This is a genomic window from Kitasatospora sp. UYEF31 (genome assembly GCF_057291755.1).
In genome coordinates this window covers 23,131-40,856 of sequence record NZ_JBXAWK010000044.1, presented here as the reverse complement: position 1 = coordinate 40,856, position 17,726 = coordinate 23,131, and the positions used below count along the sequence as shown (strand labels likewise).

4 protein-coding genes are annotated in these 17,726 nt (G+C 70.5%); all 4 read right to left on the bottom strand.

The genetic code is table 11. The features are described 5' to 3' along the window. Positions 1-54: 54 nt before the first annotated feature. The 4 genes from AC0Z36_RS20980 to AC0Z36_RS20965 all read right to left on the bottom strand — a co-directional run bounded on the left by AC0Z36_RS20980 (position 55) and on the right by AC0Z36_RS20965 (position 17,712). On the bottom strand, positions 55-1,380 hold the full coding sequence (locus AC0Z36_RS20980) for a beta-ketoacyl-[acyl-carrier-protein] synthase family protein (RefSeq protein ID WP_485464520.1): 1,326 nt from the start codon (positions 1,378-1,380) through the stop codon (positions 55-57). 148 nt (positions 1,381-1,528) lie between these two features. Beyond that, entirely contained in the window at positions 1,529-1,786 is a 258-nt protein-coding gene (locus AC0Z36_RS20975; RefSeq protein ID WP_485464519.1) for an acyl carrier protein, read from the bottom strand. Positions 1,787-2,089: 303 nt separating this feature from the next. Beyond that, complete coding sequence (locus tag AC0Z36_RS20970) at positions 2,090-2,284, bottom strand: MbtH family protein (RefSeq protein WP_485464518.1); 195 nt, start codon at positions 2,282-2,284, stop codon at positions 2,090-2,092. Positions 2,285-2,319: 35 nt separating this feature from the next. Then, complete coding sequence (locus tag AC0Z36_RS20965) at positions 2,320-17,712, bottom strand: non-ribosomal peptide synthetase (RefSeq protein WP_485464517.1); 15,393 nt, start codon at positions 17,710-17,712, stop codon at positions 2,320-2,322. Between the last annotated feature and the right edge of the window lie 14 nt (positions 17,713-17,726).

Below are 17,726 nucleotides of genomic sequence, written 5' to 3'. Positions count from 1 at the left end.
GATCGGGCTGATCGGGCTGATCGGGCTGATCGGGCTGACGGATCGTCATCGGGTTCATCCGGCGGGGGTGCTGGCGTTGTTGGTGGTCTGGTTGGCGTTGTCGCCGCCAGTGGCGTCAGGAGCGCCGTCGTAGCGGCCGATGATCAAGACCGCGTTGTTCCCGCCGAACGCCATGCCGTTGTTCTGCACGATGCGCAGATCGGCCTCGACGGAGTGGTTCGGTACACAGTCCACCGCGCACTCCGGGTCGGTCTCACGGTGGTTGATGGTGGGCGGGATGAAACCGTTCTTCACGGCCAGCGCGCAGGCGATCGCGGCCAGGGCGCTCGCGGCGCCCATCGTGTGGCCGAGCATCGACTTCAGCGACACCGTGCGCGGCGGCCCGTCGGTGTACACCTCACGGATCGCCCGCGTCTCGGTGGTGTCGTTGGCCCGGGTGCCCGTGCCGTGCGCGGACACCAGGTCCACATCGCCGGGCTCGATCCCCGCGTCGTCCAGCGCCAGCCGGATGCACCGGGCGATGGACTCCTGGTTCGGCGCCACTTGGTGGTACGCATCGCAGTTGAGCCCGTAGCCGAGCACCTCCGCGTAGATCCGCGCGCCCCGGGCCAGCGCCGAATCCAGGCTCTCCAGGAACAGCACCCCGGCGCCCTCGCCGGTGAGGATGCCCTCCCGGTCCTTGTCGAACGGCCGGCAGAAGTCCGGCGCGATCGCACCCAGGCGGTAGAACCCGGCGAACGTCTTGCGGCACATCGCGTCCGCACCACCGCACAGGGCGAAGTCCACGTCACCGGACCGTACGGCGTCGAAGCTGTAGCCGATCGCGTAGTTCCCCGCCGCACACGCGGTCGCCACCGTCGTCGCCTCGACGTTCGTCAGCCCCAGCTCCTGGGCGATCGTGGACGAAAGACGCCCTGCGGACACCCGACGGGCCAGGCGTGGCTCCATCGACTGGGGACCCGCGTCGACGTCCTGGGCCACCAACCGGTCCAGTTCGTACGCTTCGCCGTCAGTCGTGCCGACCGACAGGAGACCACGCAGTCCGCGCAGGGTCTCCTCGTCGATGCCGGCGTCCTCCACGGCCATCCGCGCCGCCGCGACCGAGAACCGGCTCGCCCGGCCCAGCTCGGCGACGGGCGCCTTCCTGATCCACTGCTCCGGGACGAAGTCCGGGACCTCATGACCGTTGGTGTGTTCGAACCCGGTGGTGTCGAACACCGAGATGGGCCGGGTGCCGCTGCGCCCCTCGCGGAGCCCTTCGGTGAACTCCGCGGCACCGACGCCGATGCTGGAGAACACCCCGAACCCGGTGAGAACCACACGGCGGGGCCCCGGACGGGCACCCGAAGCGGGTGCGGTGTGGGCGGAACTCGTGGACATCAATCCCCCAGGATGAGAATCGGGTGACGCTTTGTGGCTTTGTCTTCGTGTCGCTGTACTGCTGTTTCGGGCTCTTGTTCTTGCCGCGGGCCGGCGGTCCGGGCGGCGGGCTCCGGACCGCCGGCGGGCGGGCGGCTGTACAGCCCGGTCAGGAGGATGCGGTGACGGCCTGCGCGACGACCGCGTACACGGCCACGAGGTTGGTCATTTTCGCCAGCTCGTCCTGGTCGATCGCGATCTCGAAGCGCTTCTCCAACTGGCCGAGGATCTCGATGGTCATGAGCGAGTCGGCGTCGTAGTCCTCGATGAAGAGGCCGGTCTCGGTGACTTCGTCGGCCTCCAGCTCCAGGACGTCGAGGACGATCTCCTTGATGACGGACTCGCGGTCGATGATGTTGACGGACATGGGGGGCCACCTTCGGAATTGTTTTCGGCGAGGGGTCGTGCTGGGAATTTCTGGATTCTTCGGACGGAACTCTTCAGGTCGAGTTTTCCGGGCCGGCAGTTTGTGATGTGAAAGCTAGCCGCTCCAGCGACTTTCTTTCAAGTGTTTGTTCGAATCTATTTTCTTTGCTGAGGTGCGGGTTTCCAGCACGGTAAAAACGCGTCCCGAAGAGGGTGCCGGACCGCGTTTGCGGTCAGGCACCCACACGTGGGAACGGTTCGGCTGAGAGCGGCCCGGTCGATACGGGTTCAGCTGACTGCGACGTCAGCCCACCAGGCTCTTCGGCCGCATGTCCAGCCAGTTCGCCTCGATGTAGTCCAAGGCGTCCTGCCGGCCGCCGGCCGGGAGCGCGGCGTCCCAACCCTTGGGGACCTCGGCGAAGGTCGGCCAGATGCAGTGCTGGTTCTCCTTGTTGACCAGCACCAGGAACGTGCCGTTCTCGTCATCGAAAGGGTTCATTGTTTCGCTCCTTTTCAGGGTGCCGAATTTTAGATTCAGCGTACGGATTTGTCGTGCGTGGTGTTGATCCCGGCGGTTTTGATTCCGACGGTGCTGATATCGGCAAGGCTGATTTCCGCGAGCCCGCGCAGTTCGGCCGCGATAATCCGGCCGATCGAAGCGAGCGGCCCCGGCTGCATCATCATGTTGTGGTCGACGTCGATCTCGTGTTCTTCCAGCGGGCCGTCCACGTACGGCGACCAGGCGACCCCCGTGGGGGCGTCCGTGTCCCGGCCCCGCGTCGCCGTGAGGTGCAGCAGCTTCCCGCCGAACCGGCGCGGCACGAACGACTGCTGGAGCTTGGAGTTGTTGCGGGCCACATCGAGGATCCGGGCGACCATCGCTTCGTCCACGGGGCCGCGGACCTGGTCGTCGTCCTGGAACGCCGCGACGACCTCCGCGAGCTCCACCCGTGCCCCGTGCCCCGCGGCACGGGGCCGCCCGAGGTAGTCGAGCATGTCCCGCAGCAGGCTCTGCTCGTCGGGAAGCTCGTCCGTCGTGGCCGACGGATAGCTGTCCAGACTGGCGAGCAGCGCGACGGGTTCCCCGGCCTCCTCCAACTGCACGGCGACCTCGTGGGCCACCACGCCGCCGAAGGACCAGCCGAGCAGGTGGTACGGGCCGTGCGCCTGCACGGACCGGATGTGGCCCACGTAGTCGGCCGCCATCTCCTCGACGCTCCCCGGCAGGGTGGCCGGCTCGGCGATGCCCCGTGCCTGAAGCCCGTACATCGGGTACTGCGGCCCCAGATGCGGTGACAGGCCGACGTAGAACCAGCTCACCCCGCCGCCCGGGTGCAGGCAGAAGACCGGCGGCCGGTCGCCTTCGGTGCGCAGCGGCATGAGCGTGGCGTACTCATCGCCGGAGTCCGCGTTCGAACCGTCACTCTGGTTCAGGAGCAGTTCGGCCAGTCCAGCCGGGGTCGGCGTCTGGAAAAGCGCCCGGATCCGCAGTTTCGCCCCGAGTTCGATGTGCACGGCCCGGACCAGCCGCATCGCGAGCAGAGAGTGCCCGCCGAGGTCGAAGAACGAGTCGTCGACCCCGACTTCCGCGAGCCCCAGGGATTCGGCGAACAGGTCGCACAGGGTCTGTTCGAGTGCCGTCTGCGCGGGTCGGCCTGAGGACGTCACCGCCAGATCGGGTGCGGGCAGTGCCTTGCGGTCCACCTTTCCGTTGGACGTCAGCGGTAGGGCGTCGAGGACGACGACCACCGCGGGGACCATGTACGCGGGCAGCACTTCGGCCACCTGCGCCCGGACGTGCCGGCCTTCGACGGCTCCGGTCACGTACGAGATCAGTCGTTTGTGCCCGGCGGGGTCGATGTCCGGCACGCTCACCGCGTCGGTGATCCCGGGCAGGCCGCGCAGGGTCGCGTCGACCTCGCCGAGTTCGATGCGGTGCCCGCGGATCTTGACCTGGTGGTCCCGGCGTTCGAGGAATTCGAGCTGCCCGTCGGCGCGGCGCCGGACGTGGTCGCCGGTGCGGTAGAGCAGGCCCCCGGCCTGGCCGTACGGGTCGGCGACGAAGGTGGCCGCCGTACGCGCGGGGTCGCGCAGGTAGCCGCGCCCGACGCCCGTACCGGCGATGTACAACTCGCCGCTCGTCCCCACGGGGACGGGTTTGAGGGTGTCGTCCAGGACGTACAACCGGATGTTGCGCACCGCACTGCCGATCGGGACCACCGTGCCCGGTGCCGGCGGGGACAACTGCGCGTGGGTCACATCGTCGGAGCATTCAGTGGGCCCGTACGCGTTGACCATCGGCACCCCCGGGTGCCGTAGGAGCCAGCGCGACACCAGGTCGGGGGCCACCGCCTCACCGGTGACCACTAGGCGGCGCAGCCCACGCAGCGGCGGTGCCTCCCCGCCGCCGTCCCAGGTGTCGAGGGTGGCGCGGAGCAGCGACGGGACCACCTCGAGGACGGTCACCTGTTCGTCCTCGGTGACGCCGAACAGCGCGTCGGGGTCGGCGGCGGTGTCGTTGCCGACCACCCGGGTGTGTCCGCCGGTGACCAGTGCGGTCAGCATCTGCCAGACGGAGATGTCGAACGTGACCGGGGCGTTGTGGACGATGGTGTCGGCGTCCGTGACCTTCAGGTCGTCGATCTTCGCCTGGAGGTGGTTGTGCATACCCCGCCGGTGCACCATCGCGCCCTTGGGCTTTCCGGTGGACCCTGACGTGTAGATGACGTAAGCAAGGTAAAGTTCCTGCCCGGGTACGGGTGTCCAGCTGCCCGGGCGGTCTTCCACGTCGTCCAGAACGAGCGGCCTGGACGCCAGTTCGACCGTACGGTGTTCCTCGTCGGTGATGACGATGTGCGCTCCGGCGTCGGCCAGCAGCCCGGCCGAACGACCGTGCGGCGCCCGGATGTCCAGCGGCAGCCAGGCCGCCCCGGCCCCGAGCACACCCAGCACCGCGGTCACAAAACCGGTGCCGGGATGGGCGAGGATTCCGACGATCCGGTCCGGCCCCGTGCCTGCGGCTACGAGGCGTCGCGACAGCGCCGCCGCCCGGGAGGCCAGCTGGAGATACGTCAGCGACCCTTGGTCATCGGTGACGGCCACCCGGTCGGGCGCACACTGCGCGGTCGTCCGGATGCGCTCGACCACCCCGGACAGGACCTCCGGCTCGGCGGTGTCGTTCCAAGCCGCCAGCTGCGCCTGCTCCGTGCCGGTCAGGACGTCGATCCCGGCCAGCGACACATCCGGGTCGGCGGTGACGGCCTCCAGGAGCCGGATGAAGCGTTCGACCACCAGCTCCACCGAGGCCGCGTCGAACAGGTCGCTCGCGTATTCGAGGTGGAGGGCGATCCCGTCCGCCGCCCCGTCGGCGTCGTACAGCTCGGTCAGTTCGAAGGCCAGGTCGACCTTCGCGGCCCCCACGTGTCCCTCTGCGAAGGAGACGCCGAGCCCGGCCAGCACCGGCTCGACGGGGGCTGTGTTGTGCAGCGTCATCATGACTTGGAACAGCGGGTGCCGGGACAGCGACCGCGCCGGGTTGAGGGTCTCCACCAGTTGCTCGAACGGCAGGTCCTGGTGGGCGTACGCGGCCAGGTCCGTGCTGCGGACCCTGTCCACCAACTCCCGGAACGCCGGGGCGCCGGAGGTGTCCGTACGCAGGACGAGGGTGTTCACGAACACGCCGACCAGGTCGTCCAGCGCTTCGTCGGTGCGCCCGGCCACCGGGGTGCCCAGGGGGATGTCGTTGCCGGCGCCGAGCTTGGTGAGCAGCGTGGCGACTGCGGCCTGGAGCACCATGAAGACGCTCGCCCCGGTCTCCTTGGCCAGGGCCGCTACCGCGCGGTGCACGTCGGCGGGCACCGCGCCGGGGACAACGCCGCCCCGGTACGAGGCCACAGCCGGGCGCGGCCGGTCGGTGGGGAGGTCCAGCTCTTCGGGCAGGCCGTTGAGGGCGAGCTTCCAGAAGTGGCTCTGGAGAGCCAGCGGGCTGCTGGAGTCCGCCCGGTCGCCGAGGAGTTCGTGCTGCCAGCGGGTGTAGTCGGCGTACTGGACCGGCAGGGGCTCCCAGGCCGGGGCCTCCTGGGCGCACCGGGCGGCGTAGGCCTCGGCCAGGTCCCGGCACAGCGGGGCGAGGGACCAGCCGTCGGCGGCGATGTGGTGCAGGACCAGCGCGAGCACGTGCGTTCGGGATTCGGCGGTTCGGCCAGGGGTGGTCGGGTCAGGGGTGGTCGGGTCAGGGGTGGTCGGGTCAGGGGTGGTCGGGTCAGGGGTGGTCGGGTCAGGGGTGGTCTGGTCAGCGGTGGTCTGGTCAGCGGTGGTCTGGTCCACAGTGGTCTGGCCGGCGAGGGTTTTGTTGTCGGTGTTCGGGACGTCACCGGTCTGCGGGGCGACCGTGAACAGTGTCGCCCGCAGCGGCGGCTCCACCGCGAGGTCGAAACCAGCCGCGGCGTCCCGCCGTACGGCGTCCTCCACATCGCCCGCCGACACCGTGAAGGTCCTCAGTGTGGGGCCTTCCCCGGACGGCAGGATCACTTGGCGGGGCTGGTCGTCGGTCTCCGCGAACACCGTGCGCAAGGCCTCGTGACGGGTCGTTACATCGGTGACGGCGGCAGCCAGCGCGGCGGTGTCGACCTCCCCGGTCAGCCGGAGGACAAGCGGGATGTTGTACGTTCCACCGTCCTCCATGCGGTTGAGGAACCACAGCCGCTGCTGGGCGAACGACAACGGGATGTCGTCAGCCCGGTTGTAGGTCCGCAGGGCCGGCCGGGCCTGTGCGGCGTCGGTGAGTTTCCGGGCGAGGGCCGCCGCGGTGGGGGCTTCGAACAGCGTACGGATCGGCAGTTCGACGTCCAGCGCCGTGCGGATCCGGGAGATCAGCCGGGTGGCCAGAAGTGAGTGCCCGCCCAGGTCGAAGAACGAATCCTCGGGACCGACCCGGTCCAGGCCGAGCACCTGTCCGAACAGCTCGCACAGGACCTGCTCCTGATGGGTGCGCGGGGCCTTGGCCGCGCTGTCGGCGGTGGTGCCCGCACCGGTCGGCGCGGGGAGCAGCTTGCGGTCGATCTTCCCGTTGGCGGTCAGCGGCAGGGCGTCGAGGACGACCAGGACCGCCGGGACCATGTAGTCGGGGAGCGAGTCGCGCAGCCAGGCCCGTACGGCTGCGGTGTCCACGCTGTCTTCACGCGCACTGCTCCTGCCGACGATGTACCCGGTCAGCCGCTTGTCGCCCGGCCGGTCCTCGCGGACCGTCGCCGCCGCCTGCACCACCGACGGGTGCGTGAGCAACGCGGCTTCGATCTCGCCCAGTTCGATGCGGAACCCGCGGATCTTGACCTGGTGGTCCACCCGGCCCGTGTAGTGCAACCGCCCTTCGGAATCCCAGGTGACGAGGTCGCCGGTGCGGTACATCCGCGACCCGGCCGGGCCGTACGGGTCGGGCAGGAAGCGGGTGGCCGTCAGGTCGGGCCGCCGCCAGTAGCCCCGGGCGACACCGGAACCGCCGATGTACAACTCCCCGGTGACTCCGGCCGGCACCGGGCACAGCGTCTGGTCGAGCACGTAAACCCGGGTGTTCGCCAGCGGTCCGCCGATCGGCGTTCCTGACCGGCCGTCCAGCTCGGCCGACGTGGACCAGATGGTGGTCTCGGTCGGCCCGTACACATTGGTGACGCTGCGGGCCACCGCGCACAGTGCCGCCGACAGGGGCTCGCTGACGGCTTCGCCGCCGACCAGCACCTGCAAGCCGCGCAGACTGCCGGGGTGTTCGGCGACCAGCGCCTGCCACAGGGTGGGCGTGGCCTGCATGATCGTGGCGTAGTGCCGCTCGATGAGCTGCGCCAGTGCCGCCGGGTCGCGCACGGTGTCCCGCTCGGCGACCACCAGTTCGGCCCCGGTGAGGAGGGGGACGAACAACTCCAGGTTGGCGATGTCGAACCCGAATGTCGTCACGGCGAGGAACAGGTCGTCGTAGTCGACGGCGAACCGCCGCACCATGTCGTCGAGCAGGTTCACGAGGCTGCCGTACGGAACGGCGACGCCCTTGGGCTTTCCGGTGGATCCTGAGGTGTAGATGACATAGGCGATGTTGTCGGGGGAGAGGGCGGCGGTGCGGTCCGCGTCGGTCAGCGGGGTGTCGGGGAATTCCGCGGCTATGTCAGCCCAGTCTTTGACTCCGTCGAGCAGCAGACACGGGGCGAAGTCCGCGAGGTCGAGCGACGCTGCGACGTCCCCCGTCGTCAGCACGAGCACCGGGGCCGCGTCCTCGACCATGTAGGCGATGCGGTCCGCCGGGTAGTCCGGGTCGATCGGCAGGTAGGCCGCGCCGGTCTTGCCGACGGCCAGCGCCGCTACGACCAGGTCGGCCGAGCGGGGCAGCGCGATCGCGACGATCCGTTCGGGGCCGGCGCCGGCCGCGAGCAGGCGTCGGGCCAGCCGGTTCGCCCTGCTGTGCAACTCCCCGTAGGTCAGGGTGACGTTCCCGCAGCGCACGGCGACGGTGTCCGGGGCGCGCTCGGCGACCTGTTCGAGCAGTGCGGGCAGATCGGTGGACGGCAGTTTGTGGCCGGTGGCGTTCCACCCCTCCAGGATGCGTTCGCGCTCGTCGGCCCCCAGGACCTCAAGCCGGGAGATCCGGCTGCCCGGGGCGGCGGTCGCGGCGTCGAGGAGGCGCACGAAGCGTTCCGCGAGCACGGTGGCCGTGGCCGCGTCGAACAGATCGATGCTGTGCACCACCAGGCCTTGCAATCCCCCGCTGGTGAGCTCCGTCAGTTCGACCGTGAGGTCGAACTTGGCTGTTCCGGTGGAGTACGGGACGGGCTGAACCTCGACACCCGGCAGCTCCAGGAGCATCCCGACGTTGTTGTGCAGCGTCAGCATGACCTGGAACAGCGGCTGCCGGGCCAGCGACCTGGCCGGGTTGAGAACCTCCACCAGGCGTTCGAACGGAATGTCCTGGTTCTCGAACGCGGCCAGGTCCACCGCCCTGACCCGGTTCAGGAGCTCCCCGAACTCCGGGTCGCCCGACGTGTCGGTGCGCAGCACCAGCGTGTTGATGAAGACACCGACGAGGTTGTCGAGCGACTCGTCGGTCCGACCGGCCACCGGGGTACCCAAGGGGATGTCCGTACCGGCCCCGTGCCGGGTGAGCAGAGCGGCAAGTGCCGCCTGAAGCACCATGAACACGCTCACCCCGGCGTCCCGGGCCAGCGCCTCGATCCGGGCGTGCAGCCCGGCGGGCACGGTGAAGGGCACAACCCCGCCGCGGTACGTCGACACCGCAGGCCGCGGTCGGTCCGTCGGCAGGTCCAACTGCTCGGGCACGCCCGCCAGGGCCGTCCGCCAGTAGTCGGTCTGCTGGGACGCGGGGCTCAGCGGGTCCTCCTCGTCGCCGAGGAGTTCGTGTTGCCACAGGGTGTAGTCGGCGTACTGGACCGGGAGCGGCGTCCACTCGGGCTCAGCGCCTGACTGCCGGGCCGTGTACGCGATCGCCAGATCGCTGCACAGCGGCGCCAGCGACCAGCCGTCGGCGGCGATGTGATGCACCGTCAGCGTCAGTACGTGCGCAAGGTACTCACCGTGCGCACCGGCGGCACCGCCAGGGCCACCAGAGGCAGCGGCGGCACCGGCGGCACTGCCGCCACCAGAGGCAGCAGGGCCACCAGCCCCGCCGGACTCACTGAACAACCGCACCCGCAAAGGCGCTTCCGTCGTCAGATCGAAACCGAGAGTGGCCTCCACCTCAGCGGCCACCTGCGCCAGCCCCGCGCCCACCTCCACCTGGATCAGCCCGGGAGCCTCAGCAACCGGCAGGACAACCTGCCGCGGCTGCCCGTCGGTCTCCGGGAAGACCGTCCGCAGGGCCTCGTGCCGGGCCGTCACATCAGCGACGGCCGACGTCAGTGCGGCGACGTCGAGATTGCCGTTCACGTGGAGGACAAGCGGGATATTGTACGTCCCGCCGTCCTCCATGCGGTTGAGGAACCACAGCCGCTGCTGCGCCGAGGAGAGGGGGACGAGTTCGGGCCGGTCGTACGGCCGGAGCGCCGGCCGGGCGTGCGCGGCACTGGGGAGTTCCCGGGCCAGAGTTGCCGGAGTGGGGGCTTCGAACAGCGTACGGATGGGCAGTTCGGCATCCAGCGCCGTGCGGATGCGCGACACCAGACGCGTGGCCAGGAGTGAGTGCCCGCCCAGGTCGAAGAACGAATCGTCGGGACCGACCGCGTCCAGGCCGAGGACTTCGGCGAACAGTGCGCACAGGACCTCTTCCTGCGCGGTGCGCGGGGCCCGGCCCGCTGCGACACCGGTCAAAGACGGTGCGGGCAGCGCCGCCCGGTCCAGCTTCTTGTTCGGGGTCAGCGGGAGCGCGTCGAGCACCACGACCGCCGACGGGACCATGTACTGCGGCAGCAGGTCGGCGACGTGCGTCCGGATTTCCGTACGCATATCGATGTTCTCGTCAGCACCCGACACGGCGACGGGAGCACCGTTGCCATCGGCACCCGACGCGATGACGACATATCCCACCAGGCGTTTGTCCCCCGGCCTGTCCTCGCGGACCGAGGCGGCGGCCTGCACCACCGAGGGGTGTGACAGCAGCGCCGACTCGATCTCGCCGAGCTCGACGCGGAACCCGCGGATCTTGACCTGCTGGTCGACGCGCCCCGCGTAGTGGAGCCGGCCTTCGGCGTCCCACCGGACGAGGTCGCCGGTGCGGTACATCCGTGCGCCGTCGGGACCGTACGGGTCGGGCAGGAAGCGTGTCGCGGTCAGCCCGGGGCGCATCCAGTAGCCCCGGGCCAGGCCCGCGCCGCCGATGTACAGCTCACCGGTCACCCCGGCGGACACCGGGCGCAGCGCATGGTCGAGCACGTAGACGCGGGTGTTCGCGAGCGGCCCGCCGATCGGCGCGGCACCGCCTGGCAGCAGCGGATCGCTGATCGTCGCGCAGACCGTCGTCTCGGTGGGGCCGTACGCGTTGAGCAGCGTCACCTGCCCGGACCAGCGCTCCACGAGCTCCGGCGGGCAGGCTTCGCCCGCCACGATCAATGTGAAGCCGGTGGGGAACACCATGTCGTCGGGGAACGCGGCCACGGCGGCGGGCGTGAGGCACACCATCGTGACGCGCTGCCGCTCGATCAAGGCGGCGAGCGGTCGGCCCGGGGCCCGGTCCGCGGCGTCGGCGAGCACCAGGGTGCCGCCGGCGAGCAGGACACCGTGGATCTCCCACGCTGCGGCGTCGAAGCTCAGCGACGCGAACTGCAGCAGCCGTGTGTCCACCGAGAACAGTCGGTCGCTGTGGTCGGCGGCGAGCGCCAGCACCCCGGACTGCGGCACGACAACGCCCTTGGGGCGGCCGGTCGATCCTGAGGTGTAGATGATGTACGCGGCGTCCTGCGGCGACAGCGGGCAGATCCGGTCGGCGTCCGTCAGGTCGTGCGCGGGCAGTGCGCTCAGGTCGTACTCGTCCAGGCAGAGTACGTCCGCCGGCGGCACGGTCAGCCGCACACCGAGACCGCTCATCGTGAGCACCGCGGTCGGCGGCGCGTCCGTGAGCATGTAGGCGATGCGGTCGGCGGGGTAGTCCGGGTCGACGGGCAGGTACGCCCCGCCGGCCTTCAGCACGGCGAGCACCGACACGATCATGTCGACCGTCCGGGGCAGCACCAGCGCCACAAAGTGGTCCGGGCCCACCCCGCGCGCGACCAGGTGCCGGGCGAGCTGGTTGGCGCGGGCGTTGAGTTCGGCGTACGTGACCTCTTCCTCGCCCAGGACCACCGCGACCGCCGTCGGACTGCCCGCCGCACGCGCTTCGAAGCCTTGAGCGAGCGTCCGCGACGGGAGGTCCCGGACGGCCCCGTTCCACTCCTCGACGATGCGGTGCAGTTCGTCGGCGGACAGCACGTCGAGCGCGGCGAGCCGGGGCTCGTCCTGCCGGAGTGCGGTGCGCAGAATCCGCACCAGCCGGTCCGCCAGCACCGCCGCCTCATCGGCGTCGAACACCTCCGTCCGGTGGTCGAGCCGCAGCCGCAACCGCGGCCCCGGCGTCGCCAGCAGGCTCAGCGGATAGTGCGTTGTGTCCGCCACCGTCATCCCGGTGACCCGCAGGCCCGTGCCGGTCTCCGGCAGTCCGTCGCCGTCAAGGCGGTAGTTCTCGAACACCATGACGGTGTCGAACAGTTCACCGAGTCCGGCCGCGTTCTGGATGCCGGCCAGACCCAGGTGCTGGTGCGGCAGCAACGCCGCCTGCTGTTCCTGGATCCGGGCGCACACCTCGCCCAGCGTCAGTGCGGGGTCCAGGTCCACCCGTACCGGCACCGTGTCGATGAACGAGCCGACCATCTCCTCCGCGCCCGGCAGCTCCGCCGGACGCCCGGCGACCGTCGCCCCGAACACAACGTCCCGCTGCCCGGTCAGCGTGCCGAGCAGCACCGCCCACGCACCCTGCACCACGGAATTGAGAGTCACGCCGCGGCTCCGGGCCCACCCGGCCAGCGCGGTCGTCTCCGCCTCGGTCAGCGAAGTGACGCACTGCTCCGGAACAGTCAACATATCGACCGTCGTACCGGCCGCCACCAGCGTCGGCTCGCTCAGCCCGGCCAGCGACTCCTGCCACGCGGCCGACGCACCCGCAACGTCGAGCCCGGCACGCCAGACCAGATAGTTCCGGTACGGGGCCACCGGCGGCACCTGAGCGGGGCCGCCCACCACCCGCGCCGCGTACAGCGCGAACAGGTCCCGCACCGCCAGCGGTGTCGACCAGCCGTCGGACACGATGTGATGGTTCGTCAGCACCAGTCGGTGGTGCCCGAGGCCGAGCCGCACCAGCGTCGCCCGCATCAGCGGCGGCCGCGCCGGGTCGAAACGCCGCACCCGGTCCTCGTCGAGGATGCGCAGGAGTTCCTCCGTACGCGATTCGTCGGCCAGACCGGACAGGTCGAACTCCCGCCAAGGCAGCTCCACCGCCCCGGGCAGCACCTGTAGCGGCTGACCCGCCGCGCTGTACCGGAACGCGGCGGCCAGGTTGGGGTGCAGCGTGAGCATGCCTTCGGCCGCCGCGCGCAGCGCGGACCGGTCCAGGTCACCCTCGAAGTCCACGGCCACCTGCACCGCGTACACATCCGGCCGGTCCGTGTCGTACAACGCGTGGAAGAGCATGCCCTCCTGCATCGGCGTCAGTGGAAGCACGTCGACCAGGCCCGGCACCTCCTGCTCAAGCACGTCGATCTCAGCCTGGGTCAGCTTTACGAGGGACAGGTCCGACGGGGTGTGCCCGCCGGCGCCCGGGGCGTCCAGGTGCGCGACGACCGCCTCAAGGGCCCGGAACCACGTCTCGGCGAGGTCCGCGGCGTCCGTCCCGGACACCGCGAGCCCGGCCCACGACCACGTGGCGACCAGGTGCGGCCCGTCCGCGCGGTCCTCTGTCAGGGCGTTGACCTCGATGAGGTAGGGCATCGGCATGCCCGCGTCGCCCGACTCGCCCAGCGCTTCGGCCTCCACGGCGATCGACCAGTCGACCGCTTCGGGGGTGCTGAACCGGCCCAGGTAGTTGAAGCCGATCTCCGGGCGGCCGAGCGCGGCCAGGCCGTCCCTGGTGTCCGGGTTGAGCGCGCTGAGCAGCCCGAACCCGAGTCCGTGGTCGGGCAGCCGCAACTGCTCCTTGACCTGCTTGAACGCCCGTCCGACGACAGGACCACCGGCGCAGACCTCGTCCCAGGCCACCGGGCCCGGGTCGAGCCGGACGGGGAACACCGAGGTGAACCAGCCGACCGTACGCGAAAGGTCCAAGTGCGCGGCCAACTGCTCGCGGCCGTGGCCTTCGAGGCCGAGCCGCACGCCGCCGAGGGGGTCCTGGCCGCGCCGCCTGCGCCAGTCGCCGACGGCGAGTGTGAGCGCGGTCAGCATCGCGTCGTTGACCCCGGCGTGGAACGCGGCCGGAGCGGTGGTCAGCAGTGCCCGGGTGGCCTCCGGGGGGAGGGTGAGGGTCAGCGATCCGGCGGTGCCCCGTACGTCCAGGGCCGGGTCCAGCGGCCGGTGCCCGACGGGTGCTTCGGCGTGGTCGAGAATGCCGGTCCACAGCGCGGCCTCGGCGACCCGGGCTTCCGTGCGGGAGTCCTGCGCGAGCAGGTCGGCCCAGATGCGGAAGGGTGTGCCGACCGGTGGCAGCGCGGGGCTCCGGCCGGCACGCACGGCCTCCCACGCGTCCTGGAGATCGGGCACGAGGATGCGCCAGGAGACTCCGTCGGCCGCCAGGTGATGCACCATCAGCAGGAGCCGGCCCGGCAGCTCACCGGCGTCGAACCACACCGCCTGGAGGACGGTGCCCGACTCCGGGTCGAGTCGCGCCTTCGCGGCGGCGGTCTGCTCGGTGACCGCGACCAGCAGGCTCTCGTCGTCGAGATCGCGGACGTCGACAACCTGGAGAAGGGATTCGGCACCACCCTGCGACCGCGCCCCGGTGACGAGCCGCCAAGCTCCGTCCTCCTCCACCGTCAGCCGCATCCGCAGCATGTCGTGGTGGTTGACGACCGCCCGCAGCGCCGCCGCGAGTCCGTCGCGCTCGACCGCCGCCGGAACCTGGAGCAGCATCGACTGGTTGAACCCGGCGACAGGCCCGCCGTTGTCCTTGAGCCAGTGCGTGATCGGGATGAGCCCGACCTCGCCGATCCCGGCGTCCGGCGCATCCACCACAACGCTCTCGGCCGTGGGCACACCGGCCATCGCCGCCAGCGCGGCCACGGTCTTGTACTTGAACACGTCCTGCGGAGTGAACAGCAGCCCCGCCTGCCGGGCCCGGCTCGCCAGCCCGATCGCGACGATGCTGTCCCCGCCGAGGCCGAAGAAAGATTTGTCGACGCCGACCGAAGGCAGCCCCAGGGACTGCGCGAACAAGGTGGCCAGCGTCTGCTCGGCGGGCGTGCGCGGGGCGAGCCCGGGGGTCGGCGCGGCGGACGGCGCCGGTGCGGGCAGCGCCTTGCGGTCCACCTTTCCGTTGGAGGTCAGCGGCAGGGTGTCGAGGATGACGACCACCGCGGGGACCATGTACTCGGGCAGCAGCGTCATGGTCTGCGCCCGGACGTACGGACCTTCGACACCACCGCTCACGTACGCGATCAGCCGCCGTTGCCCCGTCCCGTCGCTGTCCGCGGTGACGACCGCGTCCTCAACGCCGGGCAGCGTGCGCAGCACGGCCTCGATCTCGCCGAGTTCGATGCGGTGCCCGCGGATCTTGACCTGGTGGTCGCGGCGCTGGAGGAACTCCAGCTGCCCGTCCGGGTGCAGGCGCACGAGGTCGCCCGTGCGGTACAGGAGCGTGCCGGGCGGGCCGAACGGGTCGGCGGTGAACGTGGTTGCCGTGCGCGCGGGGTCGCGCAGGTAGCCGCGTCCGACGCCGGTACCGGCGACGTACAGCTCACCGGTGGTCCCGACGGGGACTGGGTTGAGGGTGTCGTCCAGGACGTACAACCGGGTGTTGCGCACAGCGGTGCCGATCGGCACCACGGCGTTCCCGGTGAGCGGTTGGTCGAGCAGCGCGTGCGTCACATCGTCGGAGCATTCAGTGGGCCCGTACGCGTTGATCATCGGGATGCCCGGGTGGCGGGCGAGCCAACGTGTCACCAGGTCGGGCGCGACGGCCTCGCCGGTCACCACCAGGTGCCGCAGCCGGGTGAGCGCCGGCACGGACGCGGAGAGCACCGTGCGCAGCCCCGGAGTGTCGGCGTGGGGCCCGCCGTCGATGGTGTCCCAGGCGTCGAGGGTCGCGCGCAGCAGCGACGGGACGACCTCGAGCACGGTGACGTTCTCATCCTGCGTGGTGCCGAACAGGATGTCCGGGTCGGCGGCCGTTTCGTGCCCGACCACGCGCGTGTGCCCGCCCGCGACCAGCGCGGTGAGCATCTGCCAGACGGAGATGTCGAACGTGACGGGTGCGTTGTGGACGATGGTGTCGGCGTCCGTGACCTTCAGGTCGTCGATCTTCGCCTGGAGGTGGTTGTGCATACCCCGCCGGTGCACCATCGCGCCCTTGGGCTTTCCGGTCGAGCCCGACGTGAAGATGACATAGGCCAGATCAAGATCATGACCTGGTACGGAGTTCCAACTGCCGGGCCCGTCCTCGTCCTCGTCCAGGACAACAATGCGCACGTCCGTGCCGGCCGCCAGTTCGACAGCGTCCTCGTAGTGCTCGGCGTCGGTGATGAGCACCCGCGCCCCGGAGTCGGCCAGCAGACCGGCCGAACGACTGTGCGGCGCACGGGTGTCCAGCGGCAGCCAGGCCGCTCCCGAGCCGAGCACACCGAGCACGGCGGTGACAAAACCGGTGCCCGGGTGCGCGTGGACCCCCACCAGATCATCCGGACCCGTGCCTGCGAGCACGAGGCGCCGGGAGAGCGCCGCCGCACGCGAGGCGAGCCGCAGATAGCCCAGCGACCCGTGGTCGTCAGTGACCGCACACCTGCCCGGATCGGCCAGCGCCGTCGCCCGCACACGCTCGACGACACCGGTCAGCACCTCCGGCGCGGCAGTGTCGTTCCACTGCGCCAGCTGACCGTTCTCACCGGCCGTCAGCACACCCAGCCGGGCCAGCGGGACCTCCGGGTCCAACGCCGAAAACGCGTCGAGGAACGCCAGGAAACGCACCCGGTGCGCATCAAGGACGTCCTGGTCGTACAATTCCGGGTTCGCGTCGAAGTGCACCCCCAGCCCGCTGTCCTCCGCCGCGAACACGATGATCTGCAGATCGTCGACCGGGCCGGTCGACAGGTTGTGCAACGTCGCCGTGCACGGGCCCAGCTCCAGCACCGGGTTTGTCGTCAGCACGTTCACCGAAGGACCGAACGGCCGCGGGTCACCGCTCAGACCGATGTCCTTGCGCACCTTCTCCCCGCGGTACTCCTGGTGCTTCAACGTCAGCCCGACCTCCCGCCCCACCTGCCGCAGCAGCTCAGGGCGTGTCGTCCCGGGCGCGATGTGCAGCGGCAGCGGCAGGAAGTCCGCCCGCATCCCCGGCACCGTGCGGCCCACCGGGCCCCGGCGGGCCGGCACCGGAAGCGTCAGCAGGACATCCCGCGTCCCCGTCAGCCGGTGGGTGTACGCGGCCACCGCCCCGATGAACAGCATCGGCCAGGTCGTCCGCGCCTCCCACGCCGCGGACTGCAACCGCTGCTGCAACGCCGGGGGGACGGTCGCGCTGCTGCGCAGCAGCCCACGCGCCGGCGCGAAGGGCCGGTCCGACAGCGTCGAAGGCTCCGCGGCCCCACCGGACCGCCCGGCGAAGCGCTCGATCCAGAACTCCCGGCTCTTCTCCTGCGCCTGGGTGTCGTACCGCGCCTCTTCGTCGTCGATCAGGTCCCGCAGCGGCGGCAGCCGGTCACCGTCGACCTCCGCCGCCGACGGGCCCGCGCCGTGCACGGCGTACAGCTCCGACAACCGGCGGTGGAAGATCGTCCGGCTGAACCCGTCGAGCACGATGTGGTGCGCGCGCAGGGACAAGAACCAGTGCCCGTCCGCCAGTTCGAGCAGGTTGAACTCGAACAGCGGTGCCCGGGACAGGTCGAACGGCCTGCTGAGTTGCTCCCGCATCCAGGCCCCGGCGCTGTCCTCGGGGTGCTGCGTACCGCGGAAGTCATGCCGGGCCAGCGGCCAGTCGAGGCACAGCTCGATGACCTGGCGGGGGTCCTCCGCGTCGTCGGTCGCGGTGAACTCGGGAAAGCTGACGCGGAAGCATTCCATCTCGTCGACCGTGCGCCGCAGCGCGGTCTCAAGCCGGTCAAGGTCCAGCGGGCCGCGGATGTCGAAGTAGTCGGCCATGTTGAACACCGGATTGTCCGGGTCCATCTTCCCGCCGACCCACATCCGCGCCTGCGCGGCGGTCAACGGCAGAACTGTCTCAAGGCGGCCGGTTCTCGACCGCTTGGTTCCGGGTGAATCACCCATAGTGAACGCACCTC

Bases quoted from the DNA above. Each gene is read 5' to 3' on its own strand.
- AC0Z36_RS20980 (WP_485464520.1), bottom strand. From the start codon at position 1,380: ATGTCCACGAGTTCCGCCCACACCGCACCCGCTTCGGGTGCCCGTCCG.
- AC0Z36_RS20975 (WP_485464519.1), bottom strand. From the start codon at position 1,786: ATGTCCGTCAACATCATCGACCGCGAGTCCGTCATCAAGGAGATCGTC.
- AC0Z36_RS20970 (WP_485464518.1), bottom strand. From the start codon at position 2,284: ATGAACCCTTTCGATGACGAGAACGGCACGTTCCTGGTGCTGGTCAAC.
- AC0Z36_RS20965 (WP_485464517.1), bottom strand. From the start codon at position 17,712: ATGGGTGATTCACCCGGAACCAAGCGGTCGAGAACCGGCCGCCTTGAG.